We start from the raw sequence: 15,679 nt of genomic DNA, 5'->3' as shown, positions 1-15,679 counted from the left end.
TTAGCTATTTGCTACTTTTGTTAAAGCTTCGATAACACGATCGGCTTGGAATGGCTTTACAATAAAGTCTTTTGCCCCGCCTTTAATTGCATCTAATACCATACCTTGTTGTCCCATTGCAGAACAAATAACAACCTTTGCACTCGAATCAATTTTCATAATTTCTTTTAATGCTTCAAGTCCGTCCATTTCTGGCATAGTAATATCTAGTGTTACAATATCAGGTTGAAGTTCTTTATACTTTTGAATCGCTTCTACCCCATTCTCTGCTTCACCGATAACTTCAAATTCAGAATTACTTTTTAATAAGTTTTTAATCATTGTTCGCATAAACATCGCATCGTCTACAACTAAAATTTTATGTGCCATTCTTTTCGGTTCTCTCCTTTTATGTATAAATATATCTTAATATTTCACCTTATCATTCTCACTCATTATACAAAATAAAACGAGAAAATTTAATATTTTTTTAAAAGAATTTCTGTATTTTTATTATTTTATTAATAAAATAGAAATATATTATTCTTTAATATATATTACAACGCGCCGGTTTTTCTCCCAATTTTGCGGTGAATCATTTGATGCCACTGGTTTTGTGTCCGCATACCCTACCGCTGCTAATCGTTTATCATCTACATTATACACTTCAATTAAGTGGTGAATCATATTAGCTGCTCGCGCTGAAGATAATTCCCAGTTGGAAGGAAATTTTTCATTATGAATCGGTCTACTATCTGTATGTCCTTCTACAACAATTGGGTTTGGTACCGATTGAAAGAACCCTACTAATTGACTCATTACTTCTTTTGCTTCCGGCTTAACATTCGCATCACCTGTATCGAATATTAAGTTATCTACTATAACGATGCTAACACCTGTATCTTCTCGATATACATTCACTTGACTAACACCATTATTATCTACATATGCTTTTAACTTTTTATACAATTCATCCATTCGTTTTTTTGAAACTGCTTTTTCATCATTTTTTTCATGTGAAATATCTGGTATTGTACCTTCCATTACTTTCGCATCCACTTGTTCTGCATCACTAAACTTTTCAAGCATCTTCGATAATTTTACTGTATCTTGCTTTGAAGTCGCAACTAGTAATACAAAGAAAGTTAGCAATAACATCGTTAAATCAGTAAAAGTCGTCATCCAACGAGGCGATCCTTTTTGCGGTCGCTTGCTCATCATACCACCCCTTGAAATATTAGGCTGCTCGTTTTTCTTTTTTTATCTTCGTTTCATATACGTATGTATCAAGTTTTAACTTTAATTTAGAAGGAATTTGTCCTCGGTACAGCTCTGAAATTGCTTCTATTACAAACTTCTTCTCTGTATACAAATCCTCAATGCCACGATACACTTTTTCAGATAGCGGTATTGCAATCATGTTTGCAATAATAGATCCATATAATGTCGTCAACATTGCAATGGCCATCCCTGTACCAATTTGCGATGTATCTTGCAGGTTTTGCAACATAATAATAAGACCTATTAACGTTCCTATCATGCCCCATGCTGGAGCAAAATCACCAATCTTATCTAATAATGTCGCTCCTTTTCTTAACTCATACACCTCTGTTTCAACATCTTTCATTAACACTTCTTTTAATTCATCTTCATCATAGCCACTTAGCATTAAACGAATCCCCTTTTGAATAAAAGGATTGTCTACTTGCTCTCCATCAACTTCTAATGAAAGTAAACCATGTTTTTTAGATTTTTTCGAAAAATCAACGAATAAATCCGTTAACTGTTCTAAATCTTCCTCTCTTCTATGTAAAACAGTAAAAATACTTTTCGTATATTTTTTTATTTCTCCAAATCTATATGCCACAATTATTGTCGCTGTTGTTCCCCCTATAACAATTAAAAGAGATGAAACATCTAAAAAATTTTTAAAAGCTTTTATTCCACCACCGCCAAGCATGATCGCCGCTATTACAATGGCGAAACCTACTATAATGCCCACTGGGCTAGAAATATCAAACTTCCTTCTTTTTCTTTCTGGTCTAGCAAATACTTGATTTTCGTCTCCCATATTCCTGCCCTGCCCTTCCCTTTTCATTTTTATAAAACATTTTTTTATTTTAATAATGCGTTTTCACATATAATGCTCATTATACGCTTATCATCTATTTATCGCAATATACTCATAAAATTGACACATTTCATTTCCATATTAGAATTATAGTATAGAAATATGAGGAGGATCACGATGGAACATAACATTTTGCAAGTCATTGCATTAGCAGAAAAACTAAAATATGAAATGCGACATAGTTGGCTTTCTAACGGACGTCAAGAAAGTGTTGCTGAACATACGTGGCGTATGTCCCTAATGGCTATCTTAGTTGAGCCTTATTTGGATCAAAAAGTAAATATAGAAAAATTACTTAAAATGGTTATTATTCATGATCTTGTCGAAGCAGAAGCTGGTGATATTCCTGCCTTTGATACAATGAATAGCCGTGAATTACAATTACAAAAACAAAAAAATGAGCAAAAGGCTATTTCAAATATTAAACATACACTAGAAGGTTCTCTTGGTGAAGAATTATACGATTTATGGATGGAGTTCGAAGCGAAAGAAACGTATGAAGCAAAAGTTGCTAACGCACTTGATAAACTTGAAGTGAAAATTCAGCATAACGAAGCTGACATTGATACGTGGCTACCAATTGAGCATAAAATGACTTTCCAAGTTGGTAAACATACAGATTTTGACTCTTTCTTATCTAAATTACAAAAAATCATTGAACAAGACGGAGAAAAAAAGTTACTCGCTGCTGGCATTGACGTTGAAGCATGCAAACAGTAACGATTTAATTATGAAATAAGACACTCATTTTGAGTGTCTTATTTCATAATTGTTGATATTGCCTGCTTATAAATAAGTTGTTGTTTTCCATCTACTAACATTAATACTGTAAATCTATCTACTCCAACTACTTCCCCCACTATTCTTACTCCGCTCTTTAAGAATATAGTAACTGCACCTTTTTCTTCTTTTATTTGTTTATACAACTCTTCTTGTAAGTGTTCCATAACTGTTCTCTCCTTCACAAATAAATAATCCTAATATTAAAAAATAAAGATTATTCACTTATATACTTTGTCTTTTATATTCATAAACTTATTAATTAGTATATCTAAATCTCGACTAAATAACAAAACTTTATCATGATCTAATCCATGCCTAGCAACAAGTTGAATTAACTCTTTCTTTTTATGTTCTATTTTATTGTGTAGTTGTCCCATCTCCATCTCTATACTAAAACTCCCTTTTCCCATAATATTACTTGTAAAATTATAGTACATTTTCACTCATAAAAAAATAAAAAAATGGTTTTTTTTACAAATTTTAATGCAATTGTAAGTTACATACCCCTTTCATTTACAATACATTCACCTATTACTTACATATTTTTTTACCATTTTCAAAAAAGCACTCTGAAACAAAGTGAATATCATATCTAAATCAGATCACAGGCTCTTGTCTAATTAAAAGTAAGACTTGCTCCTTTTCTAAATAAAAACATATCTTATAAAGTAATCCATTGGTTATATAGATTAATTTACTAAAAAGGAGGAAAAAACATGAGCTTTGGTGGTAGTTGCGCTGGTTTCGGCGGTGGATTTGCTTTACTCATCGTGCTATTCATCCTTCTAATCATTATCGGATGTAGCTGTTGGGGTGGAGGCGGAGGGTTTTAAATATAATACGTATCCTTTTCGCTAAACCCTAAATGAATAAAATATGTTAACTAAAAACTATACGAAAAACAGCTCATCTTTGAGCTGTTTTTTCATACTTTCGTATGAATTTATATCCTTCTTTTTAGTGATTTCAATAAACAAAACATCGTTTACCATGGAATAAGCAACATTTTTATTAAGGAGGATTATAATGATTACAGGTCTTTATGAAGCACATTTACCTGTCTATAATTTAGAAATTTCGATACCTTTTTATGAATCACTGGGACTAAAATTATATAAAAGAGACAAAGATATCGCCTTCTTTTGGATTGTAGAAAATGAAAGTTGGATTGGCCTTTGGGAAGGAAACGAATACAAAGTTACTTATCATCCAGCCTTACGACATATCGCTTTCCAAGTAAGCTTACACGATTTAGAAAACGCGATACACTGGCTCAAACAGAAAGGAATTCCAGCACGAAAAGACTTTGGAATGGAGCCAATTGAGCCAATCGTTTTTCCAGAATTAGCACACGCCTCCGTATATTTTAACGATCCTGATGGAAATAGTTTAGAATTCATTGCACAATTACCTGTTGGACTACCTAAAGCAGAGAAAATGTATTTAAGTGAATGGAAAAAACAAGTACAGGCATCACTTATAGATAAGGTTTAATTTTTCATGTCAATTTCTTATTACAGGCTTCTTAAAACAAATAAAAACTTCAAAAGACTATTTTATGGTCAAACGTTAAGTGTACTTGGAGATTGGTTTCATACTGTAGCTTTATTAACATTCGTCTATAGCATAACAGAATCTCCGTTTATGATAGCGCTCACTTTTATGAGTAAAGGATTACCTCAACTCCTTCTCAGCCCTTTCATAGGCGGAATTGTAGACCGTTTTTCGAAAAAAAAGATTATGGTTTTTACCGATATTTTACGAGGAATTATCGTCCTCACTTATTTATTAGCGATCTATAAAATTGAAATTATTTTCATTTCTAATATATGTTTATCAGTACTTTCTTGCTTATTTGAGCCCGCTAAGCAATCAACTCTAAAGAATATCGTAAACCAAAATCATTTAGTAACCGCTAACTCTCTTTCTAGTACAATTAATGGTTTTATGTCTATTATGGGGGCTTCTTTAGGTGGGATTATTACACAATCTTTAAGTATTGAGATCGCTTTTTTAATGAACAGCCTATCATACTTTATTTCAGCCTTTATTATTCATAAAATTAATGTCCCTTCTCGTAGTACTTTTAACATGAAAAAAGCATTTATTACTGATATAAAAGATGGTTATACATACATATTACAAAGAAAAATTATTTTAACATTAATTCTTGTCGGAATTTCATGGGGCATTATTGGAGGCGCTTATCAGCTACTTCTAACAATCTATGCCGAAAGAATTTTCCACACTAACATCGGAATTTTATATACAGTTCAAGGGGCTGGACTTATGATTGGCAGTCTCCTCGTTAACTTATATATATCTAAAAATGAAGAAAAAATGAAAAGAGCATTTGGTTGGGCTTATTTACTACAAGGGATTTTCTTTCTCGGATTCATTCTATCCGATCAACTTATTATCGGTATCATTACATTACTCTGTATGCGTATAGCAGGAGGAATCATCATTCCACTAGATACAACACTACTCCAAACTTATACGCACGAAAATATGATTGGTAAAGTTTTCTCTTTTCATTACTCTATTTATGGTTCGCTTATACAATTGTCCATGTTCTTTACAGGCTGGCTTTTAGAAATATTTTCTCCTCAAATTATTGGTAGCCTGTTAGCTATATGCTGTATTTTCGTTAGTTTCATATGGCTTTTCTTATTTTATCACGGGAAACTTAGTGAAGAATCTACTATCACTTAATAGCATGTTTATGTACATGCTATTTTTATTTTTGTCGAAATTCAGAGGAAAAAGGCGATTTATTTCTCTTACGTTCTAATTTTTTAGAATGTACAATAAATTTAGATTATAAGAAAGGAGCTAACATAATGTTTGACGATCGACTTACCATTTCAGCAGAACAACAAAAATTAATTTCCAATGCAACTCGCATTCAAATTCTTCACCTTTTAAAAGACGAAACACTCACTGCAAAACAAGTATCTACTAAACTAAATAAATCTGCTGGTAGCGTTCACTATCACATCCAAATTTTATTTGACGGAGGCTTACTTGAATTAGTGGATACAAAGGAAAAACGGGGGATTATTGAAAAGTACTATAAAGCAAAATCTGCTCACTTCTATATTGAAGAAGCGGGCACTGAAGGAACAAATACAGGGAGCCATATTGTATCTCATTTATTTTTAACTCCAGAGGAATTACAACAACTCACTTGGGAGATCTCACAAGTGTTATTACGCTGGGAAAACAAAACCGCTCGTCAATCAGCCTCAGAAGAGGAATACGCTATTTCCTGCCGGATAAAGTGAAACTTTAATTAGTGGGGGTTTTTTCCATCCCCACTGATTATTAGCCTTCACCAATCGGGCTTTTACGGGCAGTCCGACTCACACCTAACTTCCTCGTATTCACCGAATTTCGAGGTGGGAGTCTTACTGCCCGTTAATGCGGGATAAAAAAACAATGAAAGAAAGGTCCATATACCCATGAAAAATAAACTATTATTATTGTCGGGCACAGGCATTTCTCGTTTAGGTGATTTTATGTACCTCATAGCTCTAAACTTAATGGTGTTAAATAGCACAAACTCTCCCGCTGCTGTAGCAGGCATATGGATTGTCGGGCCAATTGCCACCGTTGTTACAAAAATATGGTCTGGTAGTATAGTAGATCGATTAAATAAACGGTCAATGATGCTCATCACAGATATTATTCGAGCTGTTCTCATCGGCTGTATTCCACTATTTGATTCTATTTGGGCAATTTATATTTTTATCTTTTTGACTCGTATTGCTACATCATTTTTCGATCCAGCTTCATTCACTTATAAAACAATGCTCATACCAGCTGAAGAGCGTGCTCAATTTAATGCTTGGAATAGCCTATGTACAAATGGGGCTTTTATTATCGGTCCGGCTCTTGCTGGAATACTTCTCACTACATACTCGGCCGATTTTGTTATTTACTGCAACTCAATTTCCTTTCTACTTTCTACCATTCTCATTTACTTCTTGCCAAACATCACATTACAAACAAAGCAAAACGAAGAGGTTGCAAATACTTTCGTACAAACGTTACGAAGTGATTGGAAACAAGTTTTTTCATTCGCACGTACTGAAACTTACATTATTCTCGTATTCGTTTTATTTCAAGCTACAATGCTTGTCTCAATGGCATTGGATTCACAAGAAGTTGTTTTTGCAAGACAAGTACTATTTTTATCCGATGTAGAATATAGCATGCTTGTTAGTATAACCGGAGCAGCTTACGTTTGTGGTTCATTTCTTGTCTCTCTCTTTACAAAACGATTACCAATTCAATATTGTATCGGCTTAGGTATGATTTTTACAGCAATAGGCTATGTGATTTTCGCCTTTTCAAATTCATTTACGGTCGCAGCAAGTGGTTTCATTTTACTTGGGATCGCTTCATCATTTGCTGGTACTGGATTTATAACATTTTATCAAAATAACATCCCAGTACATATGATAGGACGTATCGATAGCGTATTTGATTCAATAAAAAATTTCATCCAAATCTTTTTCATTTTAGCAGTTGGAGCATCCGCACAATTTATTTCAATTCAAATTGCTGTAATAAGCAGTTCATTATTAATTCTTGCCCTTTCCTGTTTATTAGCAATCCGGGTAATGACTCCTTCACGAGAAAAGTATTTTAAAACTACAGGCTCATCATTAGAGTATTAACTAAACGATAAAAAGCGGCTACTACGCCGCTTTTTCACATTAAATATTTTATAAATAAAAGACCTGATGTTACTATAACGAAAATATTAAAAAATAGTAAAAGTCCTTTTTCAAAATCCTTATATTTCTCTTCTTTTACTCCACGTTGTTTTAACTTCATAATAATCTTAGTGAGTTCTTGTTCGTACTCTACACTTCCGAATTGTATATAGTTATTATTATATTTAATACCATATACATTTTTCATTTTTTTGTGTTGCGAGATTGCTTGAATATCTTCTATTAACACACTGTATTCATTTACCTTTTTAAAGTAACAATCTAACCCTTTAATCAATAATCTTTTATTTGTTAAAACGATATAATAGTAAAAAGTTGCACCTACAGTATAAATATTCGGTATTACTTTTGTATTTACCATACATCCCTCTTCTACTAACAGTTCATTCTCAATTTCTTCATTTTCTTGTAACTCTTCGCGAATTGACTCTTCAAGCATTTGTAAAGTTAATTTTTTTAGCAGTTCACCATTTCTCACATAGTACTTATCTATATTTATAGAAGCATCCGCTTCTTGCTCTAAACGTTTAATTTCTTCATCTGAATATTGGAGTTCGTTTAACATCGATAATAGTCTTTTATCCATATTACACACTCTCCTTCCACAGTTTTTGAAGTTTTTTCTTCCCTCGAGAAATTCGATTGTATATATAATCCGCCGTTACTTTTAATTCTTTTGCAATATCGTCAATAGAATACCTATCAATATACCTCTTTAAAAAGATATATCGATCCTTCTTATTTAAATCTTGCACTATTTCCATAATCTCTTCTTCTTGTTCTATTTCATAACTATCATGGATACCTTTATCTACTTCTACGTCTTTATCCATTTTGTTCTCTTTATATACTTTCTTTTTATATTCCAATGTCTTTAATTTAGTAATACCAATCATCCAAGATTTTAAGTTTCCCTTTTCTATATCAAATTGGTCGATATTAAACCAAATGACAGTAAATACATCGTTATAACAATCATCCACATATTGTTTCTCAATAGGGGTACTTAATGATTTATGAATAATGTACAAAATTAATTTTCCATATTGATCAATCACTTCTTTCAAAGCATCTTGATCACGTTTTTTCATAGCTATAATTAAATCCTCTTCAGAATCGAAAATCATATGCATCTTCCTTCCTCAGTTCCCCTTTAGCAGCTGCTTTTACTTACTATTGGCATTTCATTCTCATTTTCTATCACTTTTGTAAAAATTTATTAATTTTTATTTTCATTTTATATAATAACAAATAAAAAACCGAAGTCGAGAAAGCGGGGCCCACTTTCTTAGCTTCGGTTTTGCAAGTGATGTTATAACTTAAACTAACGTCTCAGGTTTGTCCTTTTTACCTATTTCTTATTTAATCCTTTCTCACTTAAAAACTCTTTCATATGCATTCTCTTCTCTTTGGACATAAATGTGCTCATTGATTCTGTCCATGTTACGTTTTTTTGATTTGACGATCTTTCTTTGTAATACGCGCTCATCGTTTCATCGTATTCGTTTAACAATTCATCATATTTCTTTTCATCATACCCGTTTTCATGAAGAATGGCTGCTACTGGTAAACGTGGTTTAACCCCATGATCTTCACTTGGCACGCCAACCGTCATTCCAAACACAGGATATACTTTATCCGGTAAATGAAGCAATTCACTCACTTCTTTCGGGTTATTACGAATTCCGCCAATATAACAAATGCCGTATCCTAAAGATTCAGCTGCAAGTGCTAAGTTTTGCGCAAAAAGTGACGCATCTACCGTCGCCACGATAAAGTCTTCCACTCCTTCATGTTTTATCTCTGTACCATGTTTTTCACATGCTATTTCAAGTCGCTTTAAGTCTGCACAACAAACAAAGAGTGCTGCGCAGTCTTTCACGTGACGATTCCCGGATAATTCTGCTAGTTTAGCCTTTAGTTCCTGATCTGTTACATATATAACAGAATACGCCTGCACAAAATGTGAGGAAGCCGCATGTTGTGCAGCTTGCACCATTCTTTCTACTATCTCTTTTGAAATTGGTTCTTCTTTATATTTACGAACTGAAACGTGTTGCTCCATTTTATGTATCATCTCATTCATAAAAACCACTCCTTTTTTCTCTTCATAATGAAAAATTAACATATCTTTTTCAAGATTCACAACTTATAAGTACAAAAATGAACAATTCTTTGTGAATTGCTCATTTTTTACTCTCTATTAATACGGTATATGAAATTATATTAACGGTAATTTAAATATATCGACTTACCGATAAATAACGGCACATTCACATTCCATTCTTGCCCGTTATGCAATTTTTCTTACGCCGTTTTCAAAACCTTAACACCTTTTACGATATTCCAAATGAAGTAGTAAATCCCTACAAGAATAAACACTGCATACGTTATAACCATCCCAATTCCAACGCTCTCAGACTGATTGAAACTTAAACCGTATACTCCTGATAGTGCTAATCCTCCAAATAAAATTGCGTATGGGAAAATATGTGACCAAAATGCTTTTTTTGCATGATATTTCACTTCATCTTCCGCAATAAAGTAAACGATAATTGGCAGTAAAAATGGTGCAAAAAAGATACTAAAGTAACAAAGCGAAGATAATATATTATTCCCTTTCATACGATTCACCTCTAAAGTTTTTTGTTACCTTCATTATGTCAGGAAACCACTTTAGAAACTATCGCTTTACCTTTCATTAAGATGACATATTTGTAAGATTTACCTTAATGGAAATCCCACCTGAAATTTCAGGTGGGATTTAAGTTGATTATATTCGATTTAATAACCAATATTGTGTAATCGCTAAATATTCTCGAACGTTCGATTGAATAATAATTGGCTTCGGTGTTTTCGCCGGAAGACCTTCTAATGTCAATCCTTGTTTTTCTGCAATCTTTTTTGCTCGGAACATATGAAAATCGTTCGTTACGATCATCCCTTTTTTCATATGTTCAGGGATAAGAGGCTTTGAAAATTTAATATTTTCATCTGTGCTCGTCGAACGATCTTCCATTATAATGCGGTCTTCTGCAATATTTTGTTTCATTAATCCTTGTTTCATCGCTAATGCTTCTGTAATATCTTCACCTTTTCCTTGGCCTCCAGATACAATAGCAATTGTTTTATCATGTGATTTTAAATACTCAGCTGCTTTATCAATACGATATTGCAATGAATAAGACGGTTTCGTTCCATTTACTTTCGATCCGAGTACAATAATGTAATCAGCATCATCAGGCGCTTTCATATGTCCATACTTATAAATATTATATTGTAAAAAACCTGCATAAACAGCACCAATCATCAAGATTACTAAACTATACTTTATAATTTTTTTCTTTAACATTCATATATACTCCTATTTTTTCTATTTATTTATCATAATATCCACTGATTCATTTGTATACAGATAAATTCCAATTCAGCATAAATTCTCCTCTAAAGTAATATTAATCATATCTTTGGGAATAGTAAGTACAACTTCGCACGAAGGAGTGTACATATTGCTTGTTTTTTTATGTAATGTATCGTTCTTTTTTATTTTATTTTTAATGTCGCTTAAGTTATTAGGGAAATCCGCGCTAGCACAACTAACTCCTCATGATTTTGGCGCTATTATCTTTTTATCTTATTTAGCCTTTCAAGCCATACCAGTCGCTGGTGCTTTGCAAGCCTTTTTCGGTATGGTCGTTATTACTTGTTTGCATTTACTTCTTACAAAATTAAGCTTACTAAACAAACTAAATCGTTTCATTCTTGGACACCCCATTATTTTAATTAAACATGGGGATATTATTTTTGAGAACTTAAAGAAAAGTAGATACCCGATTGCCGAATTACTCTCAAACCTCCGAGTAGCAGGATATCCAAGTGTTCATGAAATTGAATATGCAATTTTAGAATCAAATGGATCTATAAGTATTTTGCCAAAGAGAGAACTCGTACCATTGACTCCAAAAGATATGAATATAGATGTTAAGTATGCAGGGTTACCAATTGCTCTTATCGTCGATTCACAAATTCAATACGATAACTTAAAGTTAATCCATAAAAACGAAAAGTGGTTACATGCAGAGTTAAAGGAGAAAGGCGTTACAAATATTAAAAACGTTGCTTTCGCTTCTGTGCAGGAGACAGATGGATCTTTTGCGATTAGTTTAAAAGAATGAAAAAATCCCCTTACTTGTAAGGGGATTTTCTTCACTATATTGCTTCTTTCTTTCCCGCCACCATGTTTAACGGAACAGGATGTTTCATACGATTCATCGTAAATACAATGATTGCTGTCAATATTTCCGCTACTGGCATAACGAGCCAGATTCCATTTATACCAAATACTTTTGGCATAATCCATAGCAATGGAATAATAAATAGTAAACCACGGCTCAAAATAATAAGAACTGATTTTGTCGTTTGTCGCACTGATTGGAAATACTCTCCATACACAATGTTATAGCCTAAAAATACATATTGGATAAAGAATAAACTAATACCTGTTAACGTTAACTCCAATAGTTCTGGGGATTGAACATCAAACAAACCAATTATATATTTCCCGAAGAATAAACCGACAACAATTGCTACGCCTCCGAGTACAACTGCAATTTTTACAGCTAACCGTAATCCTTCACGCAGTCTTTCTGGTAAATTTGCACCATAATGGAAACTAGCAATAGGTTGTAATGCTGCTCCAACACCGAAGAATAATAGTAATGTCATTGCATGAATACTATTGACCATCGCATAAGAAGCGACACCTACTTCTCCTGCATATTGAACAAAAGCTATATTAAAACCAACCGTTACAATCGCTACTGTAATCTCAGTTGTAAAACTTGGGAAACCAATCACCATAATTTGTTTAACCGTATCCCATTCAAAATGGAATTTCGTCCACTTTAAAACACTACTTTTTCTAAAGAAGTGAGTTAATAACACTAGGAAACCAATTGCTGCTGAAAGAATAGTTGCTGACGCAGCACCTGTTACGCCCCATCCAAAGATGAAAATAAAGATATAATCAAAGATAATGTTCAATACAGCTGTTACGACAAGACCTGCCATTGCTAAATTAGGATTTCCATCGTTACGTATAAATGTACTTAAAATATTTTCTAAAACATATATCATTCCAAATGTTAATAACACGTGTAAATAATCTAACGCATATGGTAAAATCACTTCATTTGCACCGAACAGATATGCTAAATCTTCTATTCTCCATAAGCAAATAGCCGCTAAAACACCTACGATAATAACTGCCACTGTCATAGATTGAGTAAAAATAGATCTTGCTCTTTCTAATTTATTTTCACCTAGTGCAATAGAATATAGCGTTGCTCCGCCCATTCCAATCCATAATGAAATGGAGAAGAAAATTGAAAACGCTGGAACAGCCACGTTTACTCCTGCTAAACCGTTCGCTCCAACTCCTCTACTAATCATGACCGCATCAATCATAATATTCACTGACATTAATACCATCCCAAGAACTGCTGGTATTAAATACGAAATAAATAAACTTTTTATCGGTTTCTCTCTTAACTTTTCTGTTGTTTCCATCATTATAAATGCTCCTTTTTCAATGCTCTGTTCACAGTTTAAACCTTCAAGTTACTTGAAGGTCAATAGAGAATCGAAAAATATATAAGCCTATTTTTTATTTATTTTTTTAACAACAGGTATTTGAATTTCCGTTACTTGCTCCTTCGGATTTTCTGTTACAGACCAATCAATTAACGCAAGCTCAAGCGCATCTCCGCACACTTCGTATCCTTCGTTATCAATGTGCTTTAATAATTTCGTATACGTTTCATCTGTTTCTTCATATGGTCCATGGTGATAAGAACAAGCAAATATCCCTTCTTTTATTTCATCTGAAGTATGCACTTGAAAAGGCATGTAATCCAATAAAATAAACACACTATTATATGCTTGAAACTCATTTTGAAATAATGCTTTTTTAGAAACTGTTACACCGATATCTCCTGAAAATAAACTATTATCAATTTGCTTCATATTTTTTTGTAGCGCATGGATATAATATTCAAACATATCATCCGTTGTATTAGGTGCAACTGCAATTGCTGTTATTTTTCGCTTCGGTATCTTTTTATAAATAATTTGATTCGCTTCTGATTTCGTCGCTTTCTTCATTAAATGGATTTTATGTTCCATTTTTGCCAAAGCATACTCGATTTCTCTTTGCTTTTTCAGCATCATTTCTTGTTGTTTTTCAAGTAAATTCAGCGCATAAGACGGATTTCGTTCATCAATATATTTCTTTATTTCCTTTAACGGGATATTCAATTGGCGTAAAAATTTAATCGTGTCTAATAGTGAAAACTGATCAATTGTGTAATAGCGATAATTCGTTTTCGGGTCCACAATGGACGGATGAAAAATTCCTTTTTCATCATAGTAGCGTAATGTAGATTCCGCTATATTATGCATTTTTGCCATTTCTCCAATTGTAAAACGTTTATTTAATAACATATGCCCTTCTCCACTTCATTAAAAATGTAGCCTTATTTCTTCTTATTATATAGTGATTCCCTCCATCCCTAAATCGAATCCTATCATGAAAATCTGCTATTTTTTCATTGATTTTTAGTGAATTTTATTATATATTAATTACAGGTTCAAATTACGAGTTCAAAAGAACTTGTAATCAGACCCTTTGTTTAATGGGTTTTTACATATTTTCATTAGGCAAATTCCGAGAAATCGTATGATAAAACTAAAAATGATGAGGAGAGGATCAGATGGAATTCGAATTTTTCTTTCAAATTGCACTTATTTTATTAAGTACAAAGCTCGCTGGTGACCTTAGTGTTAGATTAGGTCAACCTTCTGTACTCGGTAAATTAATTGTCGGTATCGTTATCGGTCCAGCTGTATTTGGTTGGATTGAGAATTCAGAACTTCTAACGCAATTAAGTAATGTCGGGGTTATTCTTTTAATGTTTATGGCTGGACTTGAAACAGACTTAGAGGAGCTAAATGCAAATCGTAATTCTTCTTTAGCAGTCGCACTCGGAGGTATCATTCTTCCATTCGTAGGTGGTTACGTTTCTGGACTTGTTATGGGAATGGAACAAGGGAACGCTGTATTCTTAGGATTACTTCTATGTGCGACAAGTGTTAGTATTTCCGTTCAAACACTTCGTGATTTAGGTAAAATGAAAACACGTGAAAGTACGACGATGCTTGGAGCCGCTGTATTTGATGACATTCTTGTTGTTATTTTATTAGCATTCGCAATGAGCTTCTTAGGTACAGATGATGTTAATCTAACAATGGTTATCTTAAAGAAAGTAGTATTCTTTGCTTCTATTATTTTAATCGGATGGAAAGGTGTTCCAGCAATTATGCGTTGGTTATCACCACTACGCGTATCTGAGTCTATCGTTAGCGCAGCACTTATCATCTGTTTCTCATTCGCATATTTCGGCGAACTATTAGGAATTGCTGGTATTATCGGTGCTTTCGCAGCTGGTATCGCTATTTCTCAAACGAACTACAAACATGAAGTAGAAAAGAAAGTAGAACCAATCGCTTATGCTATGTTCGTGCCAGTATTCTTCGTTAGCATCGGTATGAATATTACATTTGACGGTATTGGCGATCAAATTTGGTTCATCTTAGCATTAACAGTAATCGCTGTCTTCACAAAACTAATCGGTTGTGGATTCGGTGCACGAATGACTGGATTTGATGCAAAGTCTTCTGCAATTATCGGTGCTGGTATGGTTTCTCGTGGTGAAGTTGCACTTATCATCGCAGGAACAGGACTTTCTTCTGGCCTATTAGCACAAGATTACTTTACAGCAATCGTTATTGTCGTTATTTTAACTACGATGATTACACCACCAATGTTAAAATACACTTTTGGTGCAAAGGATAAAGCACTTAAAGCAAGTAAATAAGTTTCATATAAAAACGAGATTATTATCTTATAAGATAGTAATCTCGTTTTTCGTTTCATCTTTAAATAATTATCATATTTCATCTAATAAACAAAAGCGAGCTTTCT

Annotated in this window: 20 protein-coding genes; 8 read left to right on the top strand and 12 right to left on the bottom strand. The window is 33.2% G+C overall.

The window, feature by feature from the left end:
• From FT637_RS08985 to FT637_RS08975, 3 genes are all read right to left on the bottom strand, one after another.
• Nucleotides 1-369 carry a response regulator gene (locus FT637_RS08985; protein ID WP_000940577.1) on the bottom strand — a complete coding sequence of 123 codons (369 nt, stop codon included), beginning with the start codon at nt 367-369 and terminating at the stop codon, nt 1-3.
• 150 nt (nt 370-519) lie between these two features.
• Nucleotides 520-1,197, bottom strand: a complete 678-nt coding sequence (locus tag FT637_RS08980; protein ID WP_193645961.1) for an OmpA family protein — start codon at nt 1,195-1,197, stop codon at nt 520-522.
• Nucleotides 1,198-1,216: 19 nt separating this feature from the next.
• Nucleotides 1,217-2,050 (bottom strand): flagellar motor protein MotP, encoded by an 834-nt coding sequence (locus FT637_RS08975; RefSeq protein WP_193645960.1) that lies wholly within the window; start codon nt 2,048-2,050, stop codon nt 1,217-1,219.
• Nucleotides 2,051-2,227: 177 nt separating this feature from the next.
• On the opposite strand from FT637_RS08975, the gene FT637_RS08970 reads away from it, so the two are divergent.
• Complete coding sequence (locus tag FT637_RS08970) at nt 2,228-2,830, top strand: HD domain-containing protein (RefSeq protein WP_193645959.1); 603 nt, start codon at nt 2,228-2,230, stop codon at nt 2,828-2,830.
• 38 nt (nt 2,831-2,868) lie between these two features.
• On the opposite strand, the gene hfq is transcribed toward FT637_RS08970, so the two are convergent.
• Both hfq and FT637_RS08960 read right to left on the bottom strand, forming a co-directional pair.
• Nucleotides 2,869-3,057, bottom strand: coding sequence for an RNA chaperone Hfq (gene hfq / locus FT637_RS08965; RefSeq protein ID WP_000400656.1), 189 nt, complete (start codon nt 3,055-3,057; stop codon nt 2,869-2,871).
• A 54-nt stretch (nt 3,058-3,111) separates the two neighbouring features.
• Nucleotides 3,112-3,330: an aspartyl-phosphate phosphatase Spo0E family protein gene (locus FT637_RS08960; protein WP_033658168.1), complete on the bottom strand. Its 219-nt coding sequence runs from the start codon at nt 3,328-3,330 to the stop codon at nt 3,112-3,114.
• Between the two features lie 279 nt (nt 3,331-3,609).
• Here FT637_RS08960 and FT637_RS08955 point away from each other — a divergent pair, with 279 nt between their 5' ends.
• The 5 genes from FT637_RS08955 (at nt 3,610) to FT637_RS08935 (ending at nt 7,578) form a co-directional block, all read left to right on the top strand.
• Nucleotides 3,610-3,726, top strand: a complete 117-nt coding sequence (locus tag FT637_RS08955) for a YjcZ family sporulation protein (protein WP_000007805.1) — start codon at nt 3,610-3,612, stop codon at nt 3,724-3,726.
• A 193-nt stretch (nt 3,727-3,919) separates the two neighbouring features.
• Complete coding sequence (locus FT637_RS08950) at nt 3,920-4,387, top strand: VOC family protein (RefSeq protein ID WP_193645958.1); 468 nt, start codon at nt 3,920-3,922, stop codon at nt 4,385-4,387.
• 6 nt (nt 4,388-4,393) lie between these two features.
• Nucleotides 4,394-5,608, top strand: a complete 1,215-nt coding sequence (locus tag FT637_RS08945; protein WP_193645957.1) for an MFS transporter — start codon at nt 4,394-4,396, stop codon at nt 5,606-5,608.
• 128 nt (nt 5,609-5,736) lie between these two features.
• Nucleotides 5,737-6,180, top strand: coding sequence for an ArsR/SmtB family transcription factor (locus FT637_RS08940; RefSeq protein ID WP_193645956.1), 444 nt, complete (start codon nt 5,737-5,739; stop codon nt 6,178-6,180).
• A 177-nt stretch (nt 6,181-6,357) separates the two neighbouring features.
• The gene (locus FT637_RS08935; RefSeq protein WP_193645955.1) at nt 6,358-7,578 is read left to right on the top strand and encodes an MFS transporter; all 1,221 of its coding nucleotides are present in this window, start codon (nt 6,358-6,360) and stop codon (nt 7,576-7,578) included.
• Between the two features lie 34 nt (nt 7,579-7,612).
• Here FT637_RS08935 and FT637_RS08930 read toward each other — a convergent pair whose 3' ends face one another.
• The 5 genes from FT637_RS08930 to FT637_RS08910 all read right to left on the bottom strand — a co-directional run bounded on the left by FT637_RS08930 (nt 7,613) and on the right by FT637_RS08910 (nt 10,990).
• The gene (locus FT637_RS08930) at nt 7,613-8,224 is read right to left on the bottom strand and encodes a flagellar motor switch protein FliG (protein ID WP_193645954.1); all 612 of its coding nucleotides are present in this window, start codon (nt 8,222-8,224) and stop codon (nt 7,613-7,615) included.
• 1 nt (nt 8,225) lies between these two features.
• On the bottom strand, nt 8,226-8,771 hold the full coding sequence (locus tag FT637_RS08925; RefSeq protein WP_193645953.1) for a sigma-70 family RNA polymerase sigma factor: 546 nt from the start codon (nt 8,769-8,771) through the stop codon (nt 8,226-8,228).
• Nucleotides 8,772-8,989: 218 nt separating this feature from the next.
• Complete coding sequence (gene nfsA / locus FT637_RS08920) at nt 8,990-9,724, bottom strand: oxygen-insensitive NADPH nitroreductase (protein ID WP_193645952.1); 735 nt, start codon at nt 9,722-9,724, stop codon at nt 8,990-8,992.
• A gap of 221 nt (nt 9,725-9,945) precedes the next feature.
• Nucleotides 9,946-10,263 (bottom strand): DUF4870 domain-containing protein, encoded by a 318-nt coding sequence (locus tag FT637_RS08915; RefSeq protein WP_193645951.1) that lies wholly within the window; start codon nt 10,261-10,263, stop codon nt 9,946-9,948.
• Nucleotides 10,264-10,411: 148 nt separating this feature from the next.
• On the bottom strand, nt 10,412-10,990 hold the full coding sequence (locus FT637_RS08910) for a YdcF family protein (protein ID WP_128281572.1): 579 nt from the start codon (nt 10,988-10,990) through the stop codon (nt 10,412-10,414).
• 157 nt (nt 10,991-11,147) lie between these two features.
• Here FT637_RS08910 and FT637_RS08905 point away from each other — a divergent pair, with 157 nt between their 5' ends.
• Nucleotides 11,148-11,813: a DUF421 domain-containing protein gene (locus tag FT637_RS08905; RefSeq protein ID WP_193645950.1), complete on the top strand. Its 666-nt coding sequence runs from the start codon at nt 11,148-11,150 to the stop codon at nt 11,811-11,813.
• Nucleotides 11,814-11,847: 34 nt separating this feature from the next.
• On the opposite strand, the gene FT637_RS08900 is transcribed toward FT637_RS08905, so the two are convergent.
• Complete coding sequence (locus tag FT637_RS08900; RefSeq protein ID WP_193646245.1) at nt 11,848-13,206, bottom strand: MATE family efflux transporter; 1,359 nt, start codon at nt 13,204-13,206, stop codon at nt 11,848-11,850.
• A 90-nt stretch (nt 13,207-13,296) separates the two neighbouring features.
• Nucleotides 13,297-14,139 (bottom strand): MerR family transcriptional regulator, encoded by an 843-nt coding sequence (locus FT637_RS08895; protein ID WP_193645949.1) that lies wholly within the window; start codon nt 14,137-14,139, stop codon nt 13,297-13,299.
• 269 nt (nt 14,140-14,408) lie between these two features.
• Here FT637_RS08895 and FT637_RS08890 point away from each other — a divergent pair, with 269 nt between their 5' ends.
• Nucleotides 14,409-15,572 carry a cation:proton antiporter gene (locus FT637_RS08890; protein WP_193645948.1) on the top strand — a complete coding sequence of 388 codons (1,164 nt, stop codon included), beginning with the start codon at nt 14,409-14,411 and terminating at the stop codon, nt 15,570-15,572.
• Nucleotides 15,573-15,679: the final 107 nt, after the last annotated feature.

Source organism: Bacillus cereus (assembly GCF_015071065.1).
In the GTDB taxonomy this organism is placed as follows: domain Bacteria; phylum Bacillota; class Bacilli; order Bacillales; family Bacillaceae_G; genus Bacillus_A; species Bacillus_A cereus_BA.
The sequence above is the reverse complement of the archived record's forward strand: the minus strand, read 5'-3'. Positions and strand labels throughout refer to the sequence as shown.

Coding starts and splice junctions, on each gene's coding strand:
- FT637_RS08985 (WP_000940577.1), bottom strand. CDS start 369: ATGGCACATAAAATTTTAGTTGTAGACGATGCGATGTTTATGCGAACA.
- FT637_RS08980 (WP_193645961.1), bottom strand. CDS start 1,197: ATGAGCAAGCGACCGCAAAAAGGATCGCCTCGTTGGATGACGACTTTT.
- FT637_RS08975 (WP_193645960.1), bottom strand. CDS start 2,050: ATGGGAGACGAAAATCAAGTATTTGCTAGACCAGAAAGAAAAAGAAGG.
- FT637_RS08970 (WP_193645959.1), top strand. CDS start 2,228: ATGGAACATAACATTTTGCAAGTCATTGCATTAGCAGAAAAACTAAAA.
- hfq (WP_000400656.1), bottom strand. CDS start 3,057: ATGGAACACTTACAAGAAGAGTTGTATAAACAAATAAAAGAAGAAAAA.
- FT637_RS08960 (WP_033658168.1), bottom strand. CDS start 3,330: ATGTACTATAATTTTACAAGTAATATTATGGGAAAAGGGAGTTTTAGT.
- FT637_RS08955 (WP_000007805.1), top strand. CDS start 3,610: ATGAGCTTTGGTGGTAGTTGCGCTGGTTTCGGCGGTGGATTTGCTTTA.
- FT637_RS08950 (WP_193645958.1), top strand. CDS start 3,920: ATGATTACAGGTCTTTATGAAGCACATTTACCTGTCTATAATTTAGAA.
- FT637_RS08945 (WP_193645957.1), top strand. CDS start 4,394: ATGTCAATTTCTTATTACAGGCTTCTTAAAACAAATAAAAACTTCAAA.
- FT637_RS08940 (WP_193645956.1), top strand. CDS start 5,737: ATGTTTGACGATCGACTTACCATTTCAGCAGAACAACAAAAATTAATT.
- FT637_RS08935 (WP_193645955.1), top strand. CDS start 6,358: ATGAAAAATAAACTATTATTATTGTCGGGCACAGGCATTTCTCGTTTA.
- FT637_RS08930 (WP_193645954.1), bottom strand. CDS start 8,224: ATGGATAAAAGACTATTATCGATGTTAAACGAACTCCAATATTCAGAT.
- FT637_RS08925 (WP_193645953.1), bottom strand. CDS start 8,771: ATGCATATGATTTTCGATTCTGAAGAGGATTTAATTATAGCTATGAAA.
- nfsA (WP_193645952.1), bottom strand. CDS start 9,724: ATGAATGAGATGATACATAAAATGGAGCAACACGTTTCAGTTCGTAAA.
- FT637_RS08915 (WP_193645951.1), bottom strand. CDS start 10,263: ATGAAAGGGAATAATATATTATCTTCGCTTTGTTACTTTAGTATCTTT.
- FT637_RS08910 (WP_128281572.1), bottom strand. CDS start 10,990: ATGTTAAAGAAAAAAATTATAAAGTATAGTTTAGTAATCTTGATGATT.
- FT637_RS08900 (WP_193646245.1), bottom strand. CDS start 13,206: ATGGAAACAACAGAAAAGTTAAGAGAGAAACCGATAAAAAGTTTATTT.
- FT637_RS08895 (WP_193645949.1), bottom strand. CDS start 14,139: ATGTTATTAAATAAACGTTTTACAATTGGAGAAATGGCAAAAATGCAT.
- FT637_RS08890 (WP_193645948.1), top strand. CDS start 14,409: ATGGAATTCGAATTTTTCTTTCAAATTGCACTTATTTTATTAAGTACA.